Here is a 20,361-nt window from a genome sequence, read left to right as displayed (position 1 = left end):
ACAGACTTACGCTAACCCCGTGGGAGCGAGCCTGCTCGCGAAGACGTCAGTAAGGTCACAACAAATCTGAAGGCGTCAGCTGCTCACCGCGCCATTCGAAAGCCACTGGCGCCAACACTTGATCAATTTGCGCTTCAGCCCACAAGGTCGCAAAGCTCTTGCCTGCGCCCGGGTGCACGCGATCCGGCGCTATCAACGACAACGGCCACAGAACGAACGCATTTTTCAGAATTTCTGCCCGCGGCAAGATCAGGCCATCGAAGTTGCCCATCAGGTCACCGAACAACAACACGTCGATATCCAGTGGCAAACCTCGGCGATCCGGTGCGTAACGACCGTTATCAGCCTCAATGAACTTCAGACGACGATCAAGCTCAATCAGTGGCAGATCGGTATACGCCGACACCACGAAATTGAAGAACGGCCCGCTCTTGATGCCCACCGGCTGGCTTTCGAACACCGCCGAACAGCGGATATCGACCAGGAACGCCGCCAAAGCATCGAGCCCCGCCCGCAAATGGGTTTCACGCTCGATATTGCTACCGAGCCCGAGGTACACCTGAGTCAGCGACATCCGCGCTCGATCTCCACGCCCACACCGCCGGTGGCAGCCGGCACGGCGCCGGGCTTGGTCAGCTTCAGGCGCATCCAGGTGATCTTGAATTCGCTCATCAGCACTTCAACCAGGCGCTCTGCAAAGGTTTCCACCAGCTGGAATTGCGCCTGCTCGGCAAACGCCTGGATGCGTGAGGAAACACTGGCGTAGTCGAGCGCCAGGGTCAGGTCATCACCGGCTGCGGCCGGGCGATTATCCCAGGCGAAGCTCAGATCAAGACGCAAGCACTGTCGGATGCCTCGTTCCCAGTCGTAGGCACCAATCACCGTGTCGACTTCCAGGCCCTCGATAAACACTCTGTCCAAGCACTTCTCTCCGCTACACGACAAGGGCGCAATGCGCCGTTAGAATCAGGGCGTCCTCGCCCGGAATAGTTAGCATGTTTTGGTTATTGGCGATCCTCGCCTACCTGCTCGGCTCTCTGTCCTTTGCCATTTTGCTCAGCCGCCTGACCGGTAACCCCGATCCGCGAATGAGTGGCTCGGGCAATGCCGGTGCCACCAACATGTTGCGCCTGGCCGGCAAGAAACTCGCTATCCTGACCCTGCTCGGCGACCTTTGCAAAGGCCTGCTGCCGGTACTGATTGCGCGCCTTGCGGGCCTTTCGCAGCAGGAACAGGCCTGGATCGGCGTTTATGCCGTCATCGGCCATCTGTTTCCGTTGTACTTTCGCTTTCGCGGCGGCAAGGGTGTCGCCACCGCTGCCGGCATGTTGCTGGGACTCTACCCGCCCGCAGCCCTTCTGGCGGTCTGCGCCTGGCTCTTGACGTTCTACCTGACCCGCACCAGCTCCCTGGCCGCCCTCATCGCCACACCGCTGACCCTGCCGTTGCTGGCCTGGCAAGAACCGGCCGCCCTGCTACCCATGAGCGCGCTCACCGGGCTGATCGTCTGGCGTCATCGCGGCAATCTACGCGACCTGTTTGCCGGCCGCGAACGGCATTTTTAGCGGCCGGCCATAAGCACCGCTCATCAAAGCGCCGACAACTGCTCCATCGGCCAACGCGCCTGCACGCTGATTGCCAGGCTTTCCTGCTGACCGGCCTGCAAGCGCTGGCAACCGGCGAACGCGATCATTGCGCCATTATCGGTGCAGAACTCAGGACGCGCATAAAACACGTCGCCCTTCATGTCGCCGAGCATTTTTTCGAGGGACGCGCGCAACGCCTTGTTGGCACTGACGCCTCCAGCAATCACCAGGCGCTTCATGCCGGCGGCCTTCAGGGCACGCTTGCACTTGATGGTCAAAGTCTCCACCACGGCCTGCTGGAACGCCAGCGAGATGTCGCAACGGGCTTGCTCGCCGTCGTCTCCGGCGCTGACGCACTGCTGCCAGGTGTTCAACGCAAAGGTTTTCAGGCCACTGAAGCTGAAATCCAGGCCCGGGCGGTCGCACATCGGCCGCGGGAAGACGAAACGCCCTGCAACGCCCTGCTCTGCAAGGCGAGCAATCTCAGGCCCACCCGGATAATTGAGCCCCATCATCTTGGCCGTTTTGTCGAAGGCCTCGCCGGCGGCGTCATCCAGGGTCTCACCCAGAAGCGTGTACTGGCCGATTCCGTCGACCTGAACCAGTTGCGTATGACCACCCGACACCAACAAAGCGACGAACGGAAACTCCGGCGGTTGCGACTCCAGCATCGGCGCCAGCAAGTGGCCTTCCATGTGATGCACGCCGAGGGCCGGAATACCCCAGGCAAAGGCCAGCGCCTGAGCGCAGGAAGCCCCTACCAACAAGGCACCGACCAGGCCAGGACCCGCGGTGTAGGCGATCGCGTCGATCTCGGTCGGCACGCAGTCGGCCTCGGCCAACACCTGACGAATCAAGGGCAGCATGCGTTTGACGTGATCGCGCGAAGCCAGCTCCGGCACCACGCCACCATAGGCGCGGTGCAGGTCGATCTGACTGAACAGCGCATCGGCCAGCAGGCCGCGTTCACTGTCATACAATGCGACACCGGTTTCGTCGCAGGAGGTTTCTAATCCCAGTACTAGCATGGGTTTGCGCCTTGTTTAGGCTGAATTCGAAGGCGCGCATAATAGTCGTCGCGTGATGCCCCGACCAGCGGTTTTCGATCAGAGGCTTTGCATTCCGAGCGATGAGGGGTTAACATCCGCAACCCTTAAAAACCGACGTCTTCAAGTGCTCTTTTGCCGCGAGGATGTTGACCCCGGTAATGAATGAAGGTAGCTCTGGATGCCAGCCGTCAAAGTAAAAGAGAACGAACCCTTCGACGTAGCTCTGCGTCGTTTCAAGCGCTCCTGCGAAAAAGCCGGTGTACTGGCTGAAGTTCGTAGCCGCGAATTTTACGAGAAGCCAACTTCTGAGCGTAAGCGCAAAGCAGCAGCCGCTGTTAAGCGTCACGCCAAGAAAGTTCAGCGCGAACAGCGCCGCGCCGTTCGTCTGTACTAATACACAGACGATCGTAGCAAGCTTCTGCCAAGCCCGGCCCTCAGCCGGGCTTATGGCATTTGCGTAAAACGCTTGATGCTTCACTGTCAAAGCCGCAGACGCGACCGAGACAAATCTGCTTCACCGCGTCAGACCTGGCTCTTTTGCCAGCGGTGCACGTCTTTTCTGACGAGCCTTTCAAGGCTACTGACGAGCACACCCACTGATTCCTCTCACGACGATCAGCCCAAGGCACCTGCTTGCGTGCCAGATGATGAGCTATCCGGGGCCGATGATTGGCCGCTGCGGATTCAGCGCAACACATTCAAACAGTCGAATACTGATTGGCATTAACGTCAGTGGATTTTCGGCAGATACACTTCCCGACAGCGATTACGCAGACGACACCGGTCGAGCCGCACACTTTGCGCGCCTCAAACAATGACCGCGTTCGGCCGCCGTACGTTTCGGACCCCTTTTCAGCGCAGATGACGAGAACGCCATGGCCGGGCTAATTCCCCAGAGCTTCATTGACGACCTTCTGAACCGCACCGACATCGTCGATGTGGTCAGCTCGCGCCTGCAATTGAAAAAGGCCGGCAAGAACCACACTGCCTGCTGCCCGTTCCACAAGGAAAAGACTCCGTCGTTCAGCGTCAGCCCCGACAAGCAATTCTATTACTGCTTCGGCTGCGGCGCTGGCGGCAACGCCCTCGGCTTCATCATGGACCACGACAACCTGGATTTCGTCCAGGCTGTCGAAGAACTGGCCAAAGCCGCCGGCATGGAAATCCCCCGCGAAGAAAGCGGTCGCCCGCACAAACCGCGCCAGCCGACCGATTCGCCGCTGTATCCGCTACTGAGCGCCGCTGCCGACTTTTATCGCCATGCCCTGAAAAGCCATCCATCGCGCAAGGCCGCGGTGGAATACCTGAAAGGTCGCGGGCTGACCGGCGAAATCGCCCGGGACTTCGGCCTGGGTTTTGCCCCACCTGGCTGGGACAACCTGTTCAAGCACCTGAGCAGCGATACCCTGCAACAAAAAGCCATGATCGATGCCGGCCTGCTGATCGAAAACGCCGAAAGCGGTAAACGTTACGACCGCTTCCGCGACCGCGTGATGTTTCCGATCCGCGACAGTCGCGGGCGCGTCATCGCCTTCGGCGGCCGGGTATTGGGCGACGACAAGCCGAAGTACCTGAACTCCCCGGAAACCCCGGTTTTCCATAAAGGCCAGGAACTCTACGGCCTGTACGAAGCGCGCAAGACCAACCGCAACCTCGACGAGATCATCGTCGTCGAGGGCTACATGGACGTCATTGCCCTGGCCCAGCAAGGCCTGCGCAACGCCGTCGCGACCCTGGGCACCGCCACCAGCGAGGAACACCTCAAGCGACTGTTTCGCGTCGTTCCCAGCGTACTGTTCTGCTTCGACGGCGACCAGGCCGGCCGCAATGCGGCATGGCGGGCACTGGAGGCGACACTTTCGAGCCTGCAGGACGGTCGTCGCGCACGCTTCCTGTTCTTGCCCGAAGGCGAGGACCCGGACACCCTGGTCCGCTCCGAAGGCACCGATGCCTTCCGCGCACGGATCAACCAGCACGCGCAGCCACTGGCCGATTACTTCTTCCAGCAACTGACGGAAGAAGCCGACCCACGGTCGCTTGAGGGCAAGGCCCACATGGCCACCCTCGCCGCGCCGTTGATCGACAAAGTCCCGGGCGCCAACCTGCGCACCCTGATGCGTCAGCGCCTGAGCGAAATCACCGGCCTGAGCGGCGAAGCGGTGAGTCAATTGGCACAAAGCGCCCCGCAAGAAGCGCCGCCGGCCTACGACCCGGGCATCGATTACGACGCGATGCCCGATTACAGCGACTATCATCAGCCGCAGGCACAGGAAATGTATGTGCCGCAGCTGGAATGGACGCCGAAGAAACCCGGTGCAGGAGGCAAGAAATGGGACAAGAAACCGTGGGACAAGAATGGCAAACGGGGCGGTGATCGCGATCAACCCCGCGCGCCACGGGTGCCCGCCGCCGTAGAACCGCCAACCCTCGCCGCCTTGCGCACGTTGCTGCATCACCCGCAACTGGCCGAAAAAGTCGAGGATGCCGGGCACTTCGCCGCCGAGGATCACACCAACACGCAATTGCTGGTGGCGCTGCTCGAAGCTGTGCAGAAGAATCCCAAGCTAAACTCAATTCAACTGATTGCGCGTTGGCACGGCACAGAACAAGGCCGCTTGCTCAAGGCCCTGGCGGAAAAGGAATGGCTGATTGATGGAGATAACCTTGAACAACAGTTTTTCGACACCATTACTAGCTTGTCAGCCCGCCAACGCGAGCGAAATCTGGAACAACTTCTGCGAAAAGCGCGTCAAAGCGAATTGACCAGCGAAGAGAAAAATCAACTGCGCGACCTCTTGAGTCGCAATGTTTCCGCATCAAACCCGACCTCAACTGGCGCGTGAGGTCATAGCTCAGGTATAATCCTCGGCTTGTTTTTTGCCCGCCAAGACCTTCAGTGGATAGGGTGTTATGTCCGGAAAAGCGCAACAGCAGTCTCGTATCAAAGAGTTGATCACCCTTGGTCGTGAGCAGGGCTACCTGACTTACGCGGAGGTCAACGACCACCTGCCGGAGGATATTTCAGATCCGGAACAGGTGGAAGACATCATCCGCATGATCAATGACATGGGGATCAACGTATTCGAGGTTGCGCCAGATAAGGATTCCCTTATGCTGGCCGACGCCGATACCGACGAAGCCGCAGCCGAAGAGGCCGCTGCAGCGTTGGCTGCGGTCGAGACCGACATTGGTCGCACTACCGACCCGGTGCGCATGTATATGCGCGAAATGGGTACGGTGGAGCTCCTCACGCGTGAAGGCGAAATCGAAATCGCCAAGCGTATTGAAGAGGGCATCCGTGAGGTGATGAGCGCAATCGCGCACTTCCCAGGCACGGTTGATCATATTCTCTCCGAGTACACCCGCGTCACCACCGAAGGTGGTCGCCTGTCCGACGTCCTGAGCGGTTATATCGACCCGGACGACGGCATTGCGCCGCCTGCGGCAGAAGTGCCGCCGCCGATTGACGCGAAAGCCGTCAAGGCGGATGACGATTCCGACGACGACGAAGCCGAAGCCTCGGATGACGAGGAAGAAGCCGAAAGCGGTCCGGATCCAATCATCGCCGCACAGCGCTTTGGCGCTGTGGCCGATCAGATGGAAATCACCCGCAAGGCGCTGAAAAAGCACGGTCGCAACAATAAGGCAACGATTGCCGAGTTGTTGGCCCTGGCCGAACTGTTCATGCCGATCAAACTGGTGCCGAAGCAATTCGAAGGCCTGGTCGAGCGTGTTCGCAGTGCCCTGGATCGCCTGCGTCAGCAAGAGCGCGCAATCATGCAGCTCTGCGTTCGTGATGCACGCATGCCGCGTGCCGACTTCCTGCGCCAGTTCCCGGGCAACGAAGTCGACGAAAGCTGGAGTGACGCCCTGGCCAAAGGCAAAGGCAAGTACGCTGAAGCCATTGGTCGTCTGCAGCCGGACATCATCCGTTGCCAGCAGAAGCTGACCGCGCTGGAAACCGAAACCGGTTTGACCATCGCTGAAATCAAGGACATCAACCGTCGCATGTCGATCGGTGAGGCCAAGGCCCGCCGCGCGAAGAAAGAGATGGTTGAAGCCAACTTGCGTCTGGTGATCTCGATCGCCAAGAAGTACACCAACCGTGGCCTGCAATTCCTCGATCTGATCCAGGAAGGCAACATCGGCTTGATGAAAGCGGTAGACAAGTTCGAATACCGTCGCGGCTACAAGTTCTCGACTTATGCCACCTGGTGGATCCGTCAGGCGATCACTCGCTCGATCGCCGACCAGGCCCGCACCATCCGTATTCCGGTGCACATGATCGAGACGATCAACAAGCTCAACCGCATTTCCCGCCAGATGCTGCAGGAAATGGGTCGCGAACCGACCCCGGAAGAGCTGGGCGAACGCATGGAAATGCCTGAGGACAAGATCCGCAAGGTATTGAAGATCGCTAAAGAGCCGATCTCCATGGAAACCCCGATCGGTGATGACGAAGACTCCCATCTGGGTGACTTCATCGAAGACTCGACCATGCAGTCGCCAATCGATGTTGCAACCGTTGAGAGCCTTAAGGAAGCGACTCGCGAAGTGCTGTCCGGCCTCACTGCCCGTGAAGCCAAGGTACTGCGCATGCGCTTCGGTATCGACATGAATACCGACCACACTCTCGAAGAGGTTGGTAAGCAGTTCGACGTGACCCGTGAGCGGATTCGTCAGATCGAAGCCAAGGCGCTGCGCAAGCTGCGCCACCCGACGAGAAGCGAGCATCTGCGCTCCTTCCTCGACGAGTGATACCAGAACCCCCGGCCCAGGCCGGGGGTTTTGTTTTATGGCAGATTAATATCTCCGCACCCCACCCTCCGCCCCGTAGCCCGTCTACACTCGAAACATCCCCAGAGCCATAACGAGACCGTTATGCCCAGACTGCCGACCGTGCTTTTTTTGCTGTCGCTGATGACCTGGACCGCAACGGCTGGCGCGCTGACTCTAACCGACGAAGAACGTAGCTGGCTGGCGGCTCACCCGGAATTGCGCCTGGGTGTCGATGCGTCGTGGCCGCCCTTCGAGTTTCGTGACGATGAGGGCCGCTACCAGGGCCTTGCCGCGGATTACATCGAGGTCATCCGCAAAAGGCTGGCAACCCGACTCACGCCCATCGAACCGGTGAGTTGGACCGCCGTCCTGGAACAGGCCAAAAAGGGCAAACTGGACCTGCTGCCGGGCATCATGTCGACCCCGGAACGCCAGAGATACCTGTCGTTCACCCGTCCTTATCTGGATTTTCCGATTGTCATCCTGGCCCATGTCGGGGGTCCCCAGCCACATAATCTGAAAGACCTGTACGGCCTGAAAATCGCCGTGGTGGAAAACTACGCCCCCCACGAACTGCTGCGCAGCCACCACCCCGACTTGAATCTGGTGGCGATGCCCAACGTCAGTTCGGCTCTGCAGGCGCTGGCCACCGACGAAGTGGACGCCGTGGTAGGCGATCTGGCTTCCAGCGTCTGGAGCCTGCGCCAACTCAAGCTCGATGGGTTGTATGTCAGCGGTGAAACGCCCTATCGCTATCAACTGGCCATGGGTGTGCCCCGCGACAACAAGGTGCTGGCCGGCATTCTCGATAAAGTCCTGGCGGACATGAGCCCCGCAGAAATCAGCGCCATCCAGGAGCATTGGGTCGGCAACGTCCTCGATCATCGAACTTTCTGGAACGACCTGCTGGTGTATGGCCTGCCCGGATTGCTGCTGCTGACTGTCGTGCTGGCGGTGGTTATCCGCATCAACCGCCGCTTGAGCTCGGAAATTGCCCGCCGGGTAGACCTTGAACAGGAACTGCGCAGCAGCGAATACCACTACCGTGGCCTGGTGGAGAGCCTGTCGGCCATCGCCTGGGAAGCAAAAGTCACCGACTTCACCTACAGCTACGTATCGCCCCACGCCGAAGACCTTCTCGGTTATCCCCTGTCCCATTGGCTGATTCCGGGCTTCTGGCGCAACATCATTCACCCCGCCGACCTGACCCGCGCCCAGACCTTCTGCGACCACGAAGTGCTGGCCGGGCGCGACCACCGCCTCGATTACCGGGTGATCACCGCCGACGGCCGCTGCCTGTGGGTGCGCGACATTGTCAGCCTGATCGAACACGGGCATGAACCGGTGTTGCGCGGGTTGATGATCGACATCACCGACGCCAAGCGCACCGAAGAAGCACTGCGCCTGTCGGAGCAGAAATTCGCTTCCGTGTTCCAGCAATGCCCGGACATTCTGGTAATCGCGCGCCTGAGCGACGGTTGCCTGCTGGAAGTCAACGAAGCGTTCGAAGAGCAGATCGGCCTCAAGGCCGAGGAGGTCATTGGCCAGACCGCCACCAACCTGAACATCTGGGGGATCCCCGGTGTCGGGCCGGGCCTGCTGCAACGCTTGCAGGCCGGCAGCATCCGCAACCTGGAAATGCCCTTTCGTCGCAGCAACGGCCAAGTGTTTACCGGCCTGATTTCTGCCGAACCGTTCGACCTCGACATGACACCGGCGCTGGTGGTCGTGGTGCGGGACATCACCCAACTCAAGGAAACCCAGCAACAGCTGCAAACGTCCGAAGAAAAATTCGCCAAGGCCTTCCATGCTTCCCCCGACGGCTTGCTGCTGTCGCGACAAAGCGATGGCTTGCTGTTGGAGGTCAACGACGGTTTCAGCCGCATCACCGGCTTCAACAGCGCCATGTCGGTGGATCGTTCGGCGCTGGACCTGGGGATCTGGGTCAACCTCAATGAACGCAAGCAAATGCTCGACCTGCTGCACCGCGACGGCTTTGTCCGCGACTTCAGCTGCCATATCCGCCGCAGCGACGGGCAGATCCGCCTCTGTGAAGTGTCCAGCCGTCCGCTGCCGATTGGCGATGAAGACTGCATGCTGACCATCGCCCGGGACATCACCGAGCGGCACCTGATGCAGGAAAAACTGCAACAGGCCGCCACCGTGTTCGAAAGCACCGCCGAAGGCGTATTGATCACCGACACCCAACAGCACATCAGCGCGGTCAACCGCGCGTTCACCGAAATCACCGGTTACAGCGAAAGTGAAGCCCTGGGCCACACGCCACGCCTGCTCGCCTCGGGCCTGCATGACAGCGCGTTCTATGCGGCCATGTGGCACCAATTGACCGCCGAAGGCCACTGGCAAGGCGAGATTTCCAACCGGCGCAAGAATGGCGAGCTGTACCCCAGTTGGCTGACCATCAGTGCCGTGCGCAACCGGGAGAAGTTCATCACCCACTTTGTCGCGGTGTTCGCCGACATTTCCAGCCTCAAGCATGCCCAGGCCAAACTCGACTACCAGGCGCACCACGACCCGCTGACCGGCCTGCCGAACCGCACGCTATTCGAAAGCCGCCTGCTGACGGCGCTCAACAACCAACAGGAAAACGGCGGTCAGGGCGCGGTGCTGTTCCTCGACCTCGACCGCTTCAAGCACATCAACGACAGCCTCGGCCACCCGGTCGGCGACCTGCTGCTCAAGGGCATTGCCGTACGCCTCAAGGAGCAGCTGCGTGACATCGACACCGTGGCGCGCCTGGGGGGTGACGAGTTCATTATCTTGCTGCCGGGCCTGCAACAATCCAGCGATGCCGACCACATCGCCACCAAACTGCTCAATTGTTTCGCCGCACCGTTCCAGGCCGGCGAACACGAGTTCTTCATCAGCGCCAGCATCGGCACCAGCCTCTATCCGAAGGATGGCTGCGACGTTGCCACACTGATCAAGAACGCCGACGCCGCGATGTACCGCTCCAAGGCCAAGGGCCGCAACCGTGTCGAAAGCTACACCCGCGACCTCACCGCCCAGGCCAGCGAACGCGTCGCGCTGGAACACGAACTGCGCCGCGCCATCGAACGCAACGAGTTGCACCTGTGCTACCAACCGAAAATCAGCCTCGAAGACTACAGCCTGGTCGGCGCCGAAGCCCTGATCCGCTGGCACCATCCGACCTTTGGCGACGTGCCCCGGGAACACTTCATCCCGCTGGCCGAAGAAAACGGCATGATCCTGCAAATCGGCGACTGGGTCCTGGAAACCGCCTGCCGGCAGATGGCCGAATGGCACCGGCTGTACGACAGTCCCGGCCCGCTGTCGGTCAACCTGGCCGGCGCCCAACTGCGCCAACCCAACCTGCTGGGCCGCATCGAACAGTTGCTCAAGGACAACGGCCTCAACCCCGGTTTCCTGCAACTGGAAATCACCGAAAACTTCATCATGAGCCAGGCCGAAGAAGCGCTGGCGGTGCTACATCAACTCAAACAACTGGGCGTGCAACTGGCCATCGACGACTTCGGCACCGGCTACTCGTCCTTGAGTTACCTCAAGCGCCTGCCGCTGGACATCCTCAAGATCGACCAGTCCTTCGTCCGCGGTCTACCGGACGATCCCCACGACGCCGCCATCGTCCGCGCCATCATCGCCCTCGGACGCAGCATGCAATTCACCGTGATTGCCGAAGGGGTCGAGACCCGGGCGCAACAGCAATTCCTCGCCGCCGAGGGCTGTGAACAAATCCAGGGCTACATCGTCAGCCTGCCCCTGCCCCCCGACGAATTTGCCGCGACATTTCTTCGTACAAGCGTAAAGGCTTTTTCGGATAGCACAGTCGCAAAACCGTCGCTATAATCCGCGACCTACTGAGGGCCTATAGCTCAGTTGGTTAGAGCAGAGGACTCATAATCCTTTGGTCCACGGTTCAAGTCCGTGTGGGCCCACCAATAGAATCAACAACTTAGGTCAGCCATCGTGGTTGGCCTTTTTTGTATTTGGCGTCTTTGTAAGCACTTTGTAAGCAAATGGCGGAAAAAACTTGCCTCAGCCCCGCCACCCTAGCTCATCGTCGAGCTGGACCTCGAGTAGAACGACGACCCTGCTGTCGATCAGAACTTCAGCCCGGTGCAGTGCCCAGCGAGCATCCGTCTAACCGCCACGCCATATCCAGAGACACGCTATGAATGACCTGTATCAGCTTCTGCGCGAAGACGCACTGCAGCTCTCTAGTGAGTTCCGCAAAGCGTCAATTCAGGGTGTTGGAACCTCGCAAGAAGTTGCGGAGTTCCGAGAAAATGCCGTGCAAACATTCTTAACGCGTTATTTCCCCTTCCCACATCGGATCGCAAAGGGGAAAGTCCGCGATTCGTTTGGCAACATCGCCGCATCTATCGACTGCGTCATTTGCGCCCCAAATCACCCATACACAGTGAGCGCTCGAGACAAATTCAGCCTGTTGCTGGCAGAGGGCGTGGACTCCGTCGTTGAGGTCAAACCGAACATCGCCGACAAGGCTGAGCTTCATCGAGCGCTTGAACAGGGACTGACAGTCAAGAAGCTGCGTCGCGCAACCACATCACTTTTTCGTGAGCACCACCCTATGTCGGAGTGGGCGCAGCGGGTTCCCTTCGGCATCTTCTCCATGCAGTGCAAAGCCTCTCCAATCGAAACTGGGTTTGAGATCCTGGAGTTCTACCAAGAGCGTGGCATTGCCCCGATAGACCAAGCTGACTTCGTCGTAGTAAACGACGTGTGTGTGTTTTCAAACTTCGTCGACCAGTCTCTGAATTGTTGGAACGTCGAAGGATATCCAAACAAAGCTGGATGGTTCTATGAAGGTTGGGGGAAAGACAGCCTAGTTGGGTTCTTGTTGAGGCTCCACGGGGTAGCACACGCCGGGATGAAGCTGCAGGAAGACGTCCTACCGCGTTACCTAACACCACCCGAGGAGGCACGATTTAAGGTTGTGGATCTTGCCTTTAAGTACGGACTCTACCAGCAGCTTAAAAGCCAACCAGGAGCCAACGCAGCCGCAATACAACGCTCCGTTCGGGCAATACTTGGCGAAGGCTAACATCTGTGCAATTCACGCCGAGCCGGAGCAATGGCGCAACCGCGCTAATTTGCAGCACCAATGCGCCACTTGTCGCGAAAGCCGTGGTCAGTCGAAAAACACCGACCAATCCCCCTCAAACCCTTTGTGCAACCAGCGTCGGGCAATGAATGCCCGCGTCATGCCTTCGCGGCCACCTTCTCCGACCAGAACGCGTGATAGGCGTCTCTGGTTCGCTGCACCCCGGCCCGGCGTTGCTCCACCAGTTGGGCGGGGCTTAGATCGAGGAGGCTAAGCCCACGGCGTTCGAGCTGGCCGAAGTAGCGGTTATCGGCGCCGTTGCAGAAGTTGCAGGCGCAGACGATGTACGCCTCTTCATCGCGCTGCGGGTGGCCCTTGGGTAGCAGGTGATCCCACGACATGGCCGCCCAGGCATCGAAGGACGCCGTCCCGTCGAGTCCGCAATACACACACTTGAAGCCGTCACGCTCAAGCACCTTGAAGGCGTAGCCGCGCAGGCTATCACTGTATTTTTTCACGCCGCCACCTCGCCAAACACCGACCAGTCACCCTCGAACCCTTCCCTAACCAAATACTTCCAATGCACGCCCGGCGCCTTTTCGTCGGGCGCCGTAAACAACTCACCGAAGCGCTCGGGCTCATCGGCCAACCCCCCTCCCGGTGTCGAGGACCCTGGCTTCGGCACCAGGCTCCAGGCTCCAGGCTCCAGTAATTTGCAACCCACTGATTTGTCGGGCGCAATGCCATCTGTGAAGTATTTTTAGATGGCCCTGTTACCGATCACATGACCGGGCGCCCCCCGCACATCGCGCAAAGGCCCGCGCTAGAGCGCATCACGAACGAAAACCCGTTTTCACACCTCAGACATGCTAGCAAAAACCGGCCAGCCCCACGCACCCGTCTAAACCGCACCTCTCACGCCTTACCCCACAATCACAATGTGTTCATGCTTTCAGGCCTTTGCAGACCATGGAAAATTAGAGCGAATTGACTATCCAGCCGAAGCGCCGCGACAAATCCAACCCATCACCCCCCCCAACACCACCCACACCGACCCCGTGCCAGTCCAACAACGCCCGACGTTTCAGAAGCGACAAATCACCCTGCACATAGGTTTCGGTCAATCCCGGCATCGCATGGTTCAGTAACAGCTCGGCAATCACATAATTGACGCTCAAATGTTGCCAACCGGCCCGCGCCAGTTTGCGCAGATCATGGCTTGACCACTGGCCACCGCTCAGACCGGCAATCGCCGACGAAGCCCCAGCCACCGACAACGCCTGACCATGCCCACCGGGAAACAGATACACACTCGGCTGGCTTGATTGTTGGTCCCTGTACCAACGCAGCACCGCCACCACAACAGGCGTCAGCGGCAGTTCATGCCGTGTCCGCGTCTTGGTCAACTCAGCTGGAATCACCCACACAGCCCCGTCCAGGTCGAAGTGTTCCCACTTCGCCCGCCGCGTTTCGCCAACCCGCGTACCGTGACAGAGCATCAACAGCGCCAACAGGCAAGGCCCTGGCGACTTCGGCAGACGCTGCGCCAGCAGATCCATCAGCCCGCTAACATCACGCGGAAACAACCGCGACACCTTTGGCTTCAAACGACCTAGGCCAAAATCAGTAAACCGGACGTCAGCCAGCGGATTGACGGTCAGCAGACCCAGCCGCTTACCCGTCCGAAACGCCGCGTTCAATACCCGATAGGCATTGCACACCGTTGCCGGAGCCAATTGCGCCTGCATCGGTTGAATCAACAGCTGGTCAAGCGTGGCCGTCGTCAATTGATCCACCGGCAACCCCCACAGACGCGGCAACAGCCAGTTCTTGGCCAGTGACCGGCAACAGGCCTTGCGGGCCTTCGATACCGTAGACAGGTTCAAATGCCGCTCCAGATACCACGTCACCACGTCACCGACCGTATACAGCGGGCACAGCATGGCGCCTGGATCAACGCCACCGGCCAGCAGTGGCGCCGACCGCCGCGCGGCCAATTCCTTGCAGCCACAACGCGGCCAGTCCGCCGCCTTCTGCCATTTACCAGCGCGCACCATGTACCACGCACCCCGGCGCCGATCCTTGAGAAAACGAAAGCGCATGTCCGGGTAGCGTTTGTCGCGAAGGTCGCGAACGTCTTTGTCTGTTGCTTCGGCTCTAATCGCTGCATCGCTGAAATGGATATATCGCGTCTCACCCATCGCACACCTCAATAATGAATGACCACGGCACCCGGCCGAGACTCTGGCAGACCCAGGTCAAGCACCACGTCGGCAGCGTCACTGAAGCTGGCTTCGACGCCCTGGCAGGCCCAGGTCAATACCCCGTCGACGACACCGACAAAGCTGACTTCGACACCCTGGCAGACCCAGGTCAACACCCGGTCATTCTGCAAATTCATCGAGCGCCCGCCGCACCAATAACACGTCGTGCCAGCCCGCTACGCTGGCACGCAGTCGCGCCTCAAGCTCGCGCTCCAGCCCGGCCACCTGTGCCACCGACGCGCCGCGCACGGCAAATTCGTGCAGAATTTCAGACCGAATGTTTGCGCTATCAAGATCCGGGCAACCCTTCAGCGCCCATGCCTGTAATGTCTCCAGCGGCAACACCCCGCCCGACAGTTTCAACACTCGGCACACTACCCGTGACTTTCTCAGCGGCTGACCATCAACCCCCGTGAACAGGTATTCACCGTGGCCCTCAGCCACGGACCAATAGCGCGCCAGCAGGTCCAAGGCCTGGACCGTCAGCGGCAGACGGTCGACACCAACTCGCCACACCCGCTCCCGCAGATCGAAGTCCATCCAGCGCGCTAGCCGCGTCACCTCCAGCGACTGGCCGTAACAGAGTGTCAGCAGCGCGACCAACGCGGCTTGCGGGTCACGCTCAAACTTAGCCAGCAGTCGCGACACGGCCCGGCCAATGACCTGCAAAGGCTCACTCATAGCGTCCCCCTAGGCGTTACACGCGAGAATGCGAAACACAGGAGGCCGCAGGCCTCCCCGGCGCAGAGCGCCGGATGCACTTGCCCACCGGCTGCGCCCGTGGACAACTGCAAGCCCTCGACCCCGCAAGCGGGGCCCCACTCGGGCCGCAAGATCAAAGTCAACGATTTCCAATCGCCCAGACAGAGCAAAAGCAAGAGCGAAGCGATTGCATTGAACCCCTTGGGGGGTTTGGGGGGCTCTTCTCTTCTCTTCTCTTCTCTGGTCACGCTGCTGTCACGCTGCTGTCACGCTCAATGCGTGACACCTTCTCGCGATAGTTTTTCTGCCTATTCCCGTCTAGGGCGCGCTTCTTGGCCGACTGCCCGTTGTGCCGGCTGAATTTCGGAATCGAAATTCCGTCATTCCCATCAATCAACCAGCCCACTTTTTCCATCGCTGCTGCAAACCCGTCACGGCGCACATGACGATCAATCCAGTTTTTTGTCACGCCCACAGCGTGACCATCGCGTGACTGAGCATTGGCCCATGACCAGAAGTGAAGAAGCATCCCGACAACCTCGAACTCAGAGCAAACCAGACTGGCGGCAATGCCGATAACAGCCGGATCAGTCGCGAGATCAACACGCACCTTGATCCAGTCACCCGCCATGGCTCAGCCCTCGAACCAGACCATGGCCGTGCAAGATGAAAGTGCTATGCGGGTGTGCCGACGTCAGCAGCAGGTCTCCGTCATCGAGCCAGACAGCGAAGCCAGTACGACGCCCCAGCGTGTCGCCGGTTGCGGTGAAGCGGGAAATCTTGCCAGCAGGCCCGGGGGCATCCGCAATAGGCCAGACGGGAGCATTTAGCGCGGCGTGAAGAGTCATCGAACAGCCCTCGAAATTGTCGAAGGCCGGATAAAGCGCGACAATCAGCGGGCTTATCACCACTTGCAGGGGGTGATCGGCACAGCCGGACGCGCTCACGTCCGGCTTTTTTATGCGACTGATTTAACCGGGCGCACTACGTCCAGCAGAGCGCGCACGGCCGCTGTCGGCCACGCAAGACGACCACCAATGCGCGCACACTTCACCGGCCCATCATTGCGAATGGCCCAGTTACGCAGGGTTTGTTGCTTGCGGTTGAGAAAGTGCGCGGCTTCGGCCGTTGTCAGGGTTGGACGGTCGATTGCGTCCAAGGCTTGAAAGGTATCCACATGCTTCTCCCGATATTTTAGCCAGTTGTCTGGCCCTCGGGTTCACCATTATTCACACAAGTTCGTTGATGTCACGGACACCCACCCTGTGGGGTGGTCGTCCGCTCACCTCGCCGTTTAACCACCCCATGCTTCTTCAGCAGTACGATCTGGCGTCTAAATTGCCGCTCTTCGGCTTCAGAAAGATCCGGCGCTTCTTCATTAGCCTTCGCCTTATCAAAAGCGTCGAGGGCAATTAATAAATTCAGATCAGTTTGAAGCCGCCGACGATGATGCTCTTGCATCGCAACCAATAGCTTCGGCCCTCGCCGATCATTCACTAGTAGCATCATCAGCCGGTGAAGCGCTTTGGCGTCGTAAGGCCTGATAGCTTTCCCTTCGCGAAGCTGTGCTTCGACTCGCCACCACATACTGACTAACAAGCCAAGTGACTGGAAACGCAGCCACTCGCGAGGTAGCTTGCCGTCTTCTCCGAGCGGCAATTCCAGCTGGACTCCCGCATTGGCGATACGCAGATCGACCTTTCGCCGCTTCCGCTCGCTCATCACACAGCCCTCAAGCGCTGACCATTACTGATCGGTACTGGCAGGCCTGCTTGTTCTAACATCCACGACTCAAAGCGTTCGTGATGAAGGCGCAGCAAATCCAATGGACGCACCTTGTAATGCCGCTCCTGAGTAGCACTTGGCTTGTGGCCTCCTATCTGCGCGATAACTCCGGATGGCAACTCCAACCACTCCGACAGACTCACAAACGAACGGCGCAGGTCATGCGGTGTTACCGACACACCGGCAACAGCACAGGCGCGGTCAAGCGCGTGATTGGCTTCGGATATGCGCCCGGTTGCGCTGGCAGGGCTTGAGAATACCCATTGATTGCGCCGTGGCAGATCACTCAGCAGGCGTTCGACATAGGGCGTCATCGGAATTGTTCGGGTGCCGTCACGGCCACCCTTGCTGGCATCCTTGTCGCGGATGGTCAGGCTGTGCCACCTCCAATCAATGTCCGACCATTTCAAAGCCAACAGCTCGCCGGGGCGCGAACCAATCAGCAGCAGCGTTTGCAGGTAGGCACTGATAACGGGGTTGTCGGTGCCACGCACAGCAGCAAACCACGCTGGCAGCTGTTCCTTTAGCAGACAGCCCTGCTTTGCCTCTGCGCGCCCCAAACGATCCTTGGCGCGCTTGGTGATGGCCTGATCGCCAGCCACCACGGCCTGATACTTTGGCTCATCAGCGGCCCAGCGCAGGAAGGCCTTGAGACAACGCATGGCCAGCCTTGCGCGAGTAGGCCTAGTGGCGCCTTCCTGTGCTGCCCAACGCTCCAGCGCGGCACCACTCAGTGCCGACAATGGCAGCCCCATCAGCGAATGCAGCGGACCGGCGACCGTTTCACCGGCACCGCGCTTGCGCTTTTCGCCACCGGCCTTGGCCAGCTGCACATGGTCTTGGTAATGAGCATCGCCCCAGTGCGAACGACGGTCGGCAAGGTAGTCGGTCCAACCATCGGCTAGCGTGACCGTCTCCAAGCGGGCCTGCTCAACCACAGCAACGGCAGCTGCCTCGTTGTCTTTCTTCAATTGCCGGGGATCGCGGCCTTGATCCAGCTCGGCCTGAAACGTGCGCGCCACCTTCTCGGCATCGCCGATGCTCTTACCCGGCCAGTCACCGATGGTGATCCGAACAACCTTGCCCATGTAGCGGCCTTGCCAGACGAATGCCTTCTTGCCCGCAGTTACGCGGATAGCCAACCCTGCCTGATCGGCGCTCCAGTAGAAATCCTGACCACCGACAGCGGCTGGCGGCATCAGGTCATTAATGCGTTTAACCGTCAGCCCGAATCGCTTCTTCTGCCCCATAACGCCCCCGAATCTTTGTAATCACTTTGTAAGCATTCGACCAAGATAGATCGGGATGCAGATCAACAAAAGCGAATGGTAATGCCCAGCTATTACTGGACTATATGCCATATTCTATCAACGTTTCGGGGTATTTATGGATAGTCATTTGGCAGGACTCATAATCCTTTGGTCCACGGTTCAAGTCCGTGTGGGCCCACCAAACAAGAAAGCCGCGCAATGCGCGGCTTTTGCGTATTTGAATAGCCCAAAACAGTTGAGCCATTTTTTAATCGTTCAGTTGGCAAAGTTTTCAATCTTTACCTGGCCCTCGGGGAAAGTGGCGATGATTTCCAACTCGCCACCCATGGCGCGGATGTAGTTGCGCAAAGTACTGATGTACATGTCCGTTCGCCGCTCCATCTTGGAGATCGCCGCCTGGTTGACATGCAGTGTCCTGGCCAGTGTGTCCTGACTCAACGCTTGCGCCTGGCGCAATTCGTGAAGCGGCATTTGTGCTCGTAGCTTCTGATGCAAGGCCTCAACACGCGCTTGAGACTCTGGAGAGCGACGTGCCACCAAATCAGCAAATTTTTTAGCCATTGTCATAGCCCTCTTTCTTCAATGCTTCCAAATGCTCGTCGTAGAGACGTTCGGCCAGTGGCACCTGTTCCGAATACCAACGCTCCTGGCCGGTTTTATCACCGCCAATCAGCAGAATCGCGCTGCGCCGTGGATCAAACGCGTACAGCACACGGTAAGGCCTGCCAGCGTGCTGCACCCTTAACTCACGAAGGTTGCCATGCCGTGAACCCTTGATATCGCTGGTATGTGGAAAACCCAAGTGTGGGCCATCCTCGCCCAGCAACATCACCGTGGCCTGAACCGAGTCCTGTTCGGCCTCGTTCAGGTGATCCCACCAGGCCTCAAATTCATCCGTGTATTCGACGTCCCATTTCATACAAATATGCCACCAAAGGAATATAACCTCAAAGGAATAAATGTATGAGTTTCAGAGGTGCCCAACCACCCTGATTTCTCTGTCAATTGTTAACGATGGTTGCTGGCAGAGAGTTTGCCGTTTTGCCAATTGCTTCAGTGCCCTCACGACAACACGGGAACCGGGCGTTTGGCTCAACTACTCAGAGGATGCACCGGCCTGGAAAGTCGCTCGTTGCGCCAGTCTTCGTTTACAGAGGGTGTCGCAATATCGGATGACGTCCGTAAACCTTGTAGGCAAACTCCGAACCTTGCTTTTGGGCACTTTGCCGCCTTGTTGCGCTTTTCTTCGACGGGATAGTCTCTGGACGTCGCTGACCAATCAGTGATCGGGCTTGGAAACCCGTCGAAATTGGACGCAACAGTTTGCCCACCTGAATTTTGAGTTATGGCAGCTGTGCGCGGGACGTCTTCGGGCGTGCCGGTTTCCTAATTTCCCGGTTTTCCAACCTGCGCGCAGCTGCCACCCATTCGCTTGGAAACGAATGTGACAGCGCCTTAAAAAATTAGGAGTTTGAATATGAACACATCCACACCTTCAGAACTAAAAACCGTCGGTTTCACCCCTTTCCTGTATCTCTCGGATCAACCTCTGTTTCACGTCTGTCGCGACGTCCCCATCGCCGACGCCCTGGCCCAAGCCTCCGACCTGCTGTTCCTCGCCAAGTCCCTCACCGTGGACGCCGCCTACGCCCAAGACTCCGACCGCCACGCTTGGGCCGCTCATTACCTGACGACGATGAGCAAAGCGGTGATTGATGATGTGGTGAAAGTGCTGACGCGAAGGCCTGTTCAATCAAGAGCGGATGCAGATCAATAGAACACTGTTCACAGGACCGGAAAACTCCCAAAAAGGGACTGGGCGTTCCCTTTTTGGAACTGATAGAGCCGGCCTCTTCG

At 59.0% G+C, this 20,361-nt stretch carries 22 protein-coding genes and 2 tRNA genes; 9 read left to right on the top strand and 15 right to left on the bottom strand.

The window, feature by feature from the left end; all coding sequences use genetic code 11:
• Positions 1-55: 55 nt before the first annotated feature.
• Positions 56-574, bottom strand: a complete 519-nt coding sequence (gene folK / locus ACM6J5_RS25695; RefSeq protein WP_150672010.1) for a 2-amino-4-hydroxy-6-hydroxymethyldihydropteridine diphosphokinase — start codon at positions 572-574, stop codon at positions 56-58.
• Positions 565-921: a dihydroneopterin aldolase gene (folB, locus tag ACM6J5_RS25690; protein WP_008051601.1), complete on the bottom strand. Its 357-nt coding sequence runs from the start codon at positions 919-921 to the stop codon at positions 565-567. The genes folK and folB overlap by 10 nt, the downstream gene beginning before the upstream one ends.
• Before the next feature lie 74 nt (positions 922-995).
• On the opposite strand from folB, the gene plsY reads away from it, so the two are divergent.
• On the top strand, positions 996-1,565 hold the full coding sequence (gene plsY / locus ACM6J5_RS25685; RefSeq protein WP_008051600.1) for a glycerol-3-phosphate 1-O-acyltransferase PlsY: 570 nt from the start codon (positions 996-998) through the stop codon (positions 1,563-1,565).
• A 23-nt stretch (positions 1,566-1,588) separates the two neighbouring features.
• Here the strand turns inward: plsY and tsaD are convergent, their stop codons facing one another.
• Positions 1,589-2,614, bottom strand: coding sequence for a tRNA (adenosine(37)-N6)-threonylcarbamoyltransferase complex transferase subunit TsaD (tsaD, locus tag ACM6J5_RS25680; RefSeq protein ID WP_150672011.1), 1,026 nt, complete (start codon positions 2,612-2,614; stop codon positions 1,589-1,591).
• Between the two features lie 199 nt (positions 2,615-2,813).
• On the opposite strand from tsaD, the gene rpsU reads away from it, so the two are divergent.
• From rpsU to ACM6J5_RS25650, 6 genes are all read left to right on the top strand, one after another.
• A complete protein-coding gene (gene rpsU, locus ACM6J5_RS25675) occupies positions 2,814-3,029 on the top strand; it encodes a 30S ribosomal protein S21 (protein ID WP_002551877.1) in 216 nt (71 codons plus the stop codon).
• A gap of 481 nt (positions 3,030-3,510) precedes the next feature.
• Positions 3,511-5,478, top strand: coding sequence for a DNA primase (gene dnaG, locus ACM6J5_RS25670; protein WP_414929585.1), 1,968 nt, complete (start codon positions 3,511-3,513; stop codon positions 5,476-5,478).
• Positions 5,479-5,545: 67 nt separating this feature from the next.
• Positions 5,546-7,393, top strand: a complete 1,848-nt coding sequence (gene rpoD / locus ACM6J5_RS25665; RefSeq protein ID WP_095944854.1) for an RNA polymerase sigma factor RpoD — start codon at positions 5,546-5,548, stop codon at positions 7,391-7,393.
• Positions 7,394-7,516: 123 nt separating this feature from the next.
• A complete protein-coding gene (locus ACM6J5_RS25660; protein ID WP_414929584.1) occupies positions 7,517-11,263 on the top strand; it encodes a bifunctional diguanylate cyclase/phosphodiesterase in 3,747 nt (1,248 codons plus the stop codon).
• A 15-nt stretch (positions 11,264-11,278) separates the two neighbouring features.
• Positions 11,279-11,355 (top strand) — tRNA-Ile (locus ACM6J5_RS25655).
• Between the two features lie 233 nt (positions 11,356-11,588).
• Positions 11,589-12,482, top strand: a complete 894-nt coding sequence (locus tag ACM6J5_RS25650; protein WP_414929583.1) for a DUF6602 domain-containing protein — start codon at positions 11,589-11,591, stop codon at positions 12,480-12,482.
• Between the two features lie 158 nt (positions 12,483-12,640).
• Here ACM6J5_RS25650 and ACM6J5_RS25645 read toward each other — a convergent pair whose 3' ends face one another.
• From ACM6J5_RS25645 to ACM6J5_RS25600, 10 genes are all read right to left on the bottom strand, one after another.
• Positions 12,641-13,000: an HNH endonuclease gene (locus ACM6J5_RS25645; protein ID WP_414929582.1), complete on the bottom strand. Its 360-nt coding sequence runs from the start codon at positions 12,998-13,000 to the stop codon at positions 12,641-12,643.
• On the bottom strand, positions 12,997-13,131 hold the full coding sequence (locus ACM6J5_RS25640) for a hypothetical protein (RefSeq protein ID WP_414929581.1): 135 nt from the start codon (positions 13,129-13,131) through the stop codon (positions 12,997-12,999). The genes ACM6J5_RS25645 and ACM6J5_RS25640 overlap by 4 nt, the downstream gene beginning before the upstream one ends.
• Before the next feature lie 328 nt (positions 13,132-13,459).
• Complete coding sequence (locus ACM6J5_RS25635) at positions 13,460-14,683, bottom strand: tyrosine-type recombinase/integrase (RefSeq protein WP_414929580.1); 1,224 nt, start codon at positions 14,681-14,683, stop codon at positions 13,460-13,462.
• A gap of 8 nt (positions 14,684-14,691) precedes the next feature.
• Positions 14,692-14,883 carry a hypothetical protein gene (locus ACM6J5_RS25630; protein WP_414929579.1) on the bottom strand — a complete coding sequence of 64 codons (192 nt, stop codon included), beginning with the start codon at positions 14,881-14,883 and terminating at the stop codon, positions 14,692-14,694.
• Positions 14,867-15,427: a hypothetical protein gene (locus ACM6J5_RS25625; RefSeq protein ID WP_414929578.1), complete on the bottom strand. Its 561-nt coding sequence runs from the start codon at positions 15,425-15,427 to the stop codon at positions 14,867-14,869. Before ACM6J5_RS25625 ends, ACM6J5_RS25630 begins: the two co-directional genes overlap by 17 nt.
• Positions 15,428-15,692: 265 nt before the next feature.
• Entirely contained in the window at positions 15,693-16,079 is a 387-nt protein-coding gene (locus tag ACM6J5_RS25620) for a hypothetical protein (RefSeq protein WP_414929577.1), read from the bottom strand.
• On the bottom strand, positions 16,069-16,395 hold the full coding sequence (locus ACM6J5_RS25615) for a hypothetical protein (RefSeq protein ID WP_414929576.1): 327 nt from the start codon (positions 16,393-16,395) through the stop codon (positions 16,069-16,071). Before ACM6J5_RS25615 ends, ACM6J5_RS25620 begins: the two co-directional genes overlap by 11 nt.
• A gap of 11 nt (positions 16,396-16,406) precedes the next feature.
• On the bottom strand, positions 16,407-16,625 hold the full coding sequence (locus ACM6J5_RS25610; protein ID WP_414929575.1) for a helix-turn-helix domain-containing protein: 219 nt from the start codon (positions 16,623-16,625) through the stop codon (positions 16,407-16,409).
• Positions 16,626-16,696: 71 nt separating this feature from the next.
• Entirely contained in the window at positions 16,697-17,170 is a 474-nt protein-coding gene (locus ACM6J5_RS25605; protein ID WP_414929574.1) for a hypothetical protein, read from the bottom strand.
• Complete coding sequence (locus ACM6J5_RS25600) at positions 17,170-18,483, bottom strand: tyrosine-type recombinase/integrase (protein WP_414929573.1); 1,314 nt, start codon at positions 18,481-18,483, stop codon at positions 17,170-17,172. The genes ACM6J5_RS25605 and ACM6J5_RS25600 overlap by 1 nt, the downstream gene beginning before the upstream one ends.
• A gap of 127 nt (positions 18,484-18,610) precedes the next feature.
• Here ACM6J5_RS25600 and ACM6J5_RS25595 point away from each other — a divergent pair.
• A tRNA-Leu gene (locus ACM6J5_RS25595) sits at positions 18,611-18,685 on the top strand.
• Positions 18,686-18,759: 74 nt separating this feature from the next.
• Here the strand turns inward: ACM6J5_RS25595 and ACM6J5_RS25590 are convergent.
• Positions 18,760-19,065: an XRE family transcriptional regulator gene (locus ACM6J5_RS25590; RefSeq protein ID WP_008051594.1), complete on the bottom strand. Its 306-nt coding sequence runs from the start codon at positions 19,063-19,065 to the stop codon at positions 18,760-18,762.
• Positions 19,058-19,423: a type II toxin-antitoxin system RelE/ParE family toxin gene (locus tag ACM6J5_RS25585; RefSeq protein WP_150672013.1), complete on the bottom strand. Its 366-nt coding sequence runs from the start codon at positions 19,421-19,423 to the stop codon at positions 19,058-19,060. The genes ACM6J5_RS25590 and ACM6J5_RS25585 overlap by 8 nt, the downstream gene beginning before the upstream one ends.
• 558 nt (positions 19,424-19,981) lie before the next feature.
• On the opposite strand from ACM6J5_RS25585, the gene ACM6J5_RS25580 reads away from it, so the two are divergent.
• Positions 19,982-20,281: a DUF3077 domain-containing protein gene (locus ACM6J5_RS25580; protein WP_414929572.1), complete on the top strand. Its 300-nt coding sequence runs from the start codon at positions 19,982-19,984 to the stop codon at positions 20,279-20,281.
• Positions 20,282-20,361: the final 80 nt, after the last annotated feature.

Source organism: Pseudomonas sp. IT-P74, from assembly GCF_949768175.1.
Taxonomy (GTDB): domain Bacteria; phylum Pseudomonadota; class Gammaproteobacteria; order Pseudomonadales; family Pseudomonadaceae; genus Aquipseudomonas.
This window is presented reverse-complemented; position numbering and strand designations above follow the sequence as displayed.

Coding starts and splice junctions, on each gene's coding strand:
- folK (WP_150672010.1), bottom strand. CDS start 574: ATGTCGCTGACTCAGGTGTACCTCGGGCTCGGTAGCAATATCGAGCGT.
- plsY (WP_008051600.1), top strand. CDS start 996: ATGTTTTGGTTATTGGCGATCCTCGCCTACCTGCTCGGCTCTCTGTCC.
- tsaD (WP_150672011.1), bottom strand. CDS start 2,614: ATGCTAGTACTGGGATTAGAAACCTCCTGCGACGAAACCGGTGTCGCA.
- rpsU (WP_002551877.1), top strand. CDS start 2,814: ATGCCAGCCGTCAAAGTAAAAGAGAACGAACCCTTCGACGTAGCTCTG.
- dnaG (WP_414929585.1), top strand. CDS start 3,511: ATGGCCGGGCTAATTCCCCAGAGCTTCATTGACGACCTTCTGAACCGC.
- rpoD (WP_095944854.1), top strand. CDS start 5,546: ATGTCCGGAAAAGCGCAACAGCAGTCTCGTATCAAAGAGTTGATCACC.
- ACM6J5_RS25660 (WP_414929584.1), top strand. CDS start 7,517: ATGCCCAGACTGCCGACCGTGCTTTTTTTGCTGTCGCTGATGACCTGG.
- ACM6J5_RS25650 (WP_414929583.1), top strand. CDS start 11,589: ATGAATGACCTGTATCAGCTTCTGCGCGAAGACGCACTGCAGCTCTCT.
- ACM6J5_RS25635 (WP_414929580.1), bottom strand. CDS start 14,683: ATGGGTGAGACGCGATATATCCATTTCAGCGATGCAGCGATTAGAGCC.
- ACM6J5_RS25630 (WP_414929579.1), bottom strand. CDS start 14,883: ATGAATTTGCAGAATGACCGGGTGTTGACCTGGGTCTGCCAGGGTGTC.
- ACM6J5_RS25625 (WP_414929578.1), bottom strand. CDS start 15,427: ATGAGTGAGCCTTTGCAGGTCATTGGCCGGGCCGTGTCGCGACTGCTG.
- ACM6J5_RS25620 (WP_414929577.1), bottom strand. CDS start 16,079: ATGGCGGGTGACTGGATCAAGGTGCGTGTTGATCTCGCGACTGATCCG.
- ACM6J5_RS25605 (WP_414929574.1), bottom strand. CDS start 17,170: ATGAGCGAGCGGAAGCGGCGAAAGGTCGATCTGCGTATCGCCAATGCG.
- ACM6J5_RS25600 (WP_414929573.1), bottom strand. CDS start 18,483: ATGGGGCAGAAGAAGCGATTCGGGCTGACGGTTAAACGCATTAATGAC.
- ACM6J5_RS25590 (WP_008051594.1), bottom strand. CDS start 19,065: ATGGCTAAAAAATTTGCTGATTTGGTGGCACGTCGCTCTCCAGAGTCT.
- ACM6J5_RS25585 (WP_150672013.1), bottom strand. CDS start 19,423: ATGAAATGGGACGTCGAATACACGGATGAATTTGAGGCCTGGTGGGAT.
- ACM6J5_RS25580 (WP_414929572.1), top strand. CDS start 19,982: ATGAACACATCCACACCTTCAGAACTAAAAACCGTCGGTTTCACCCCT.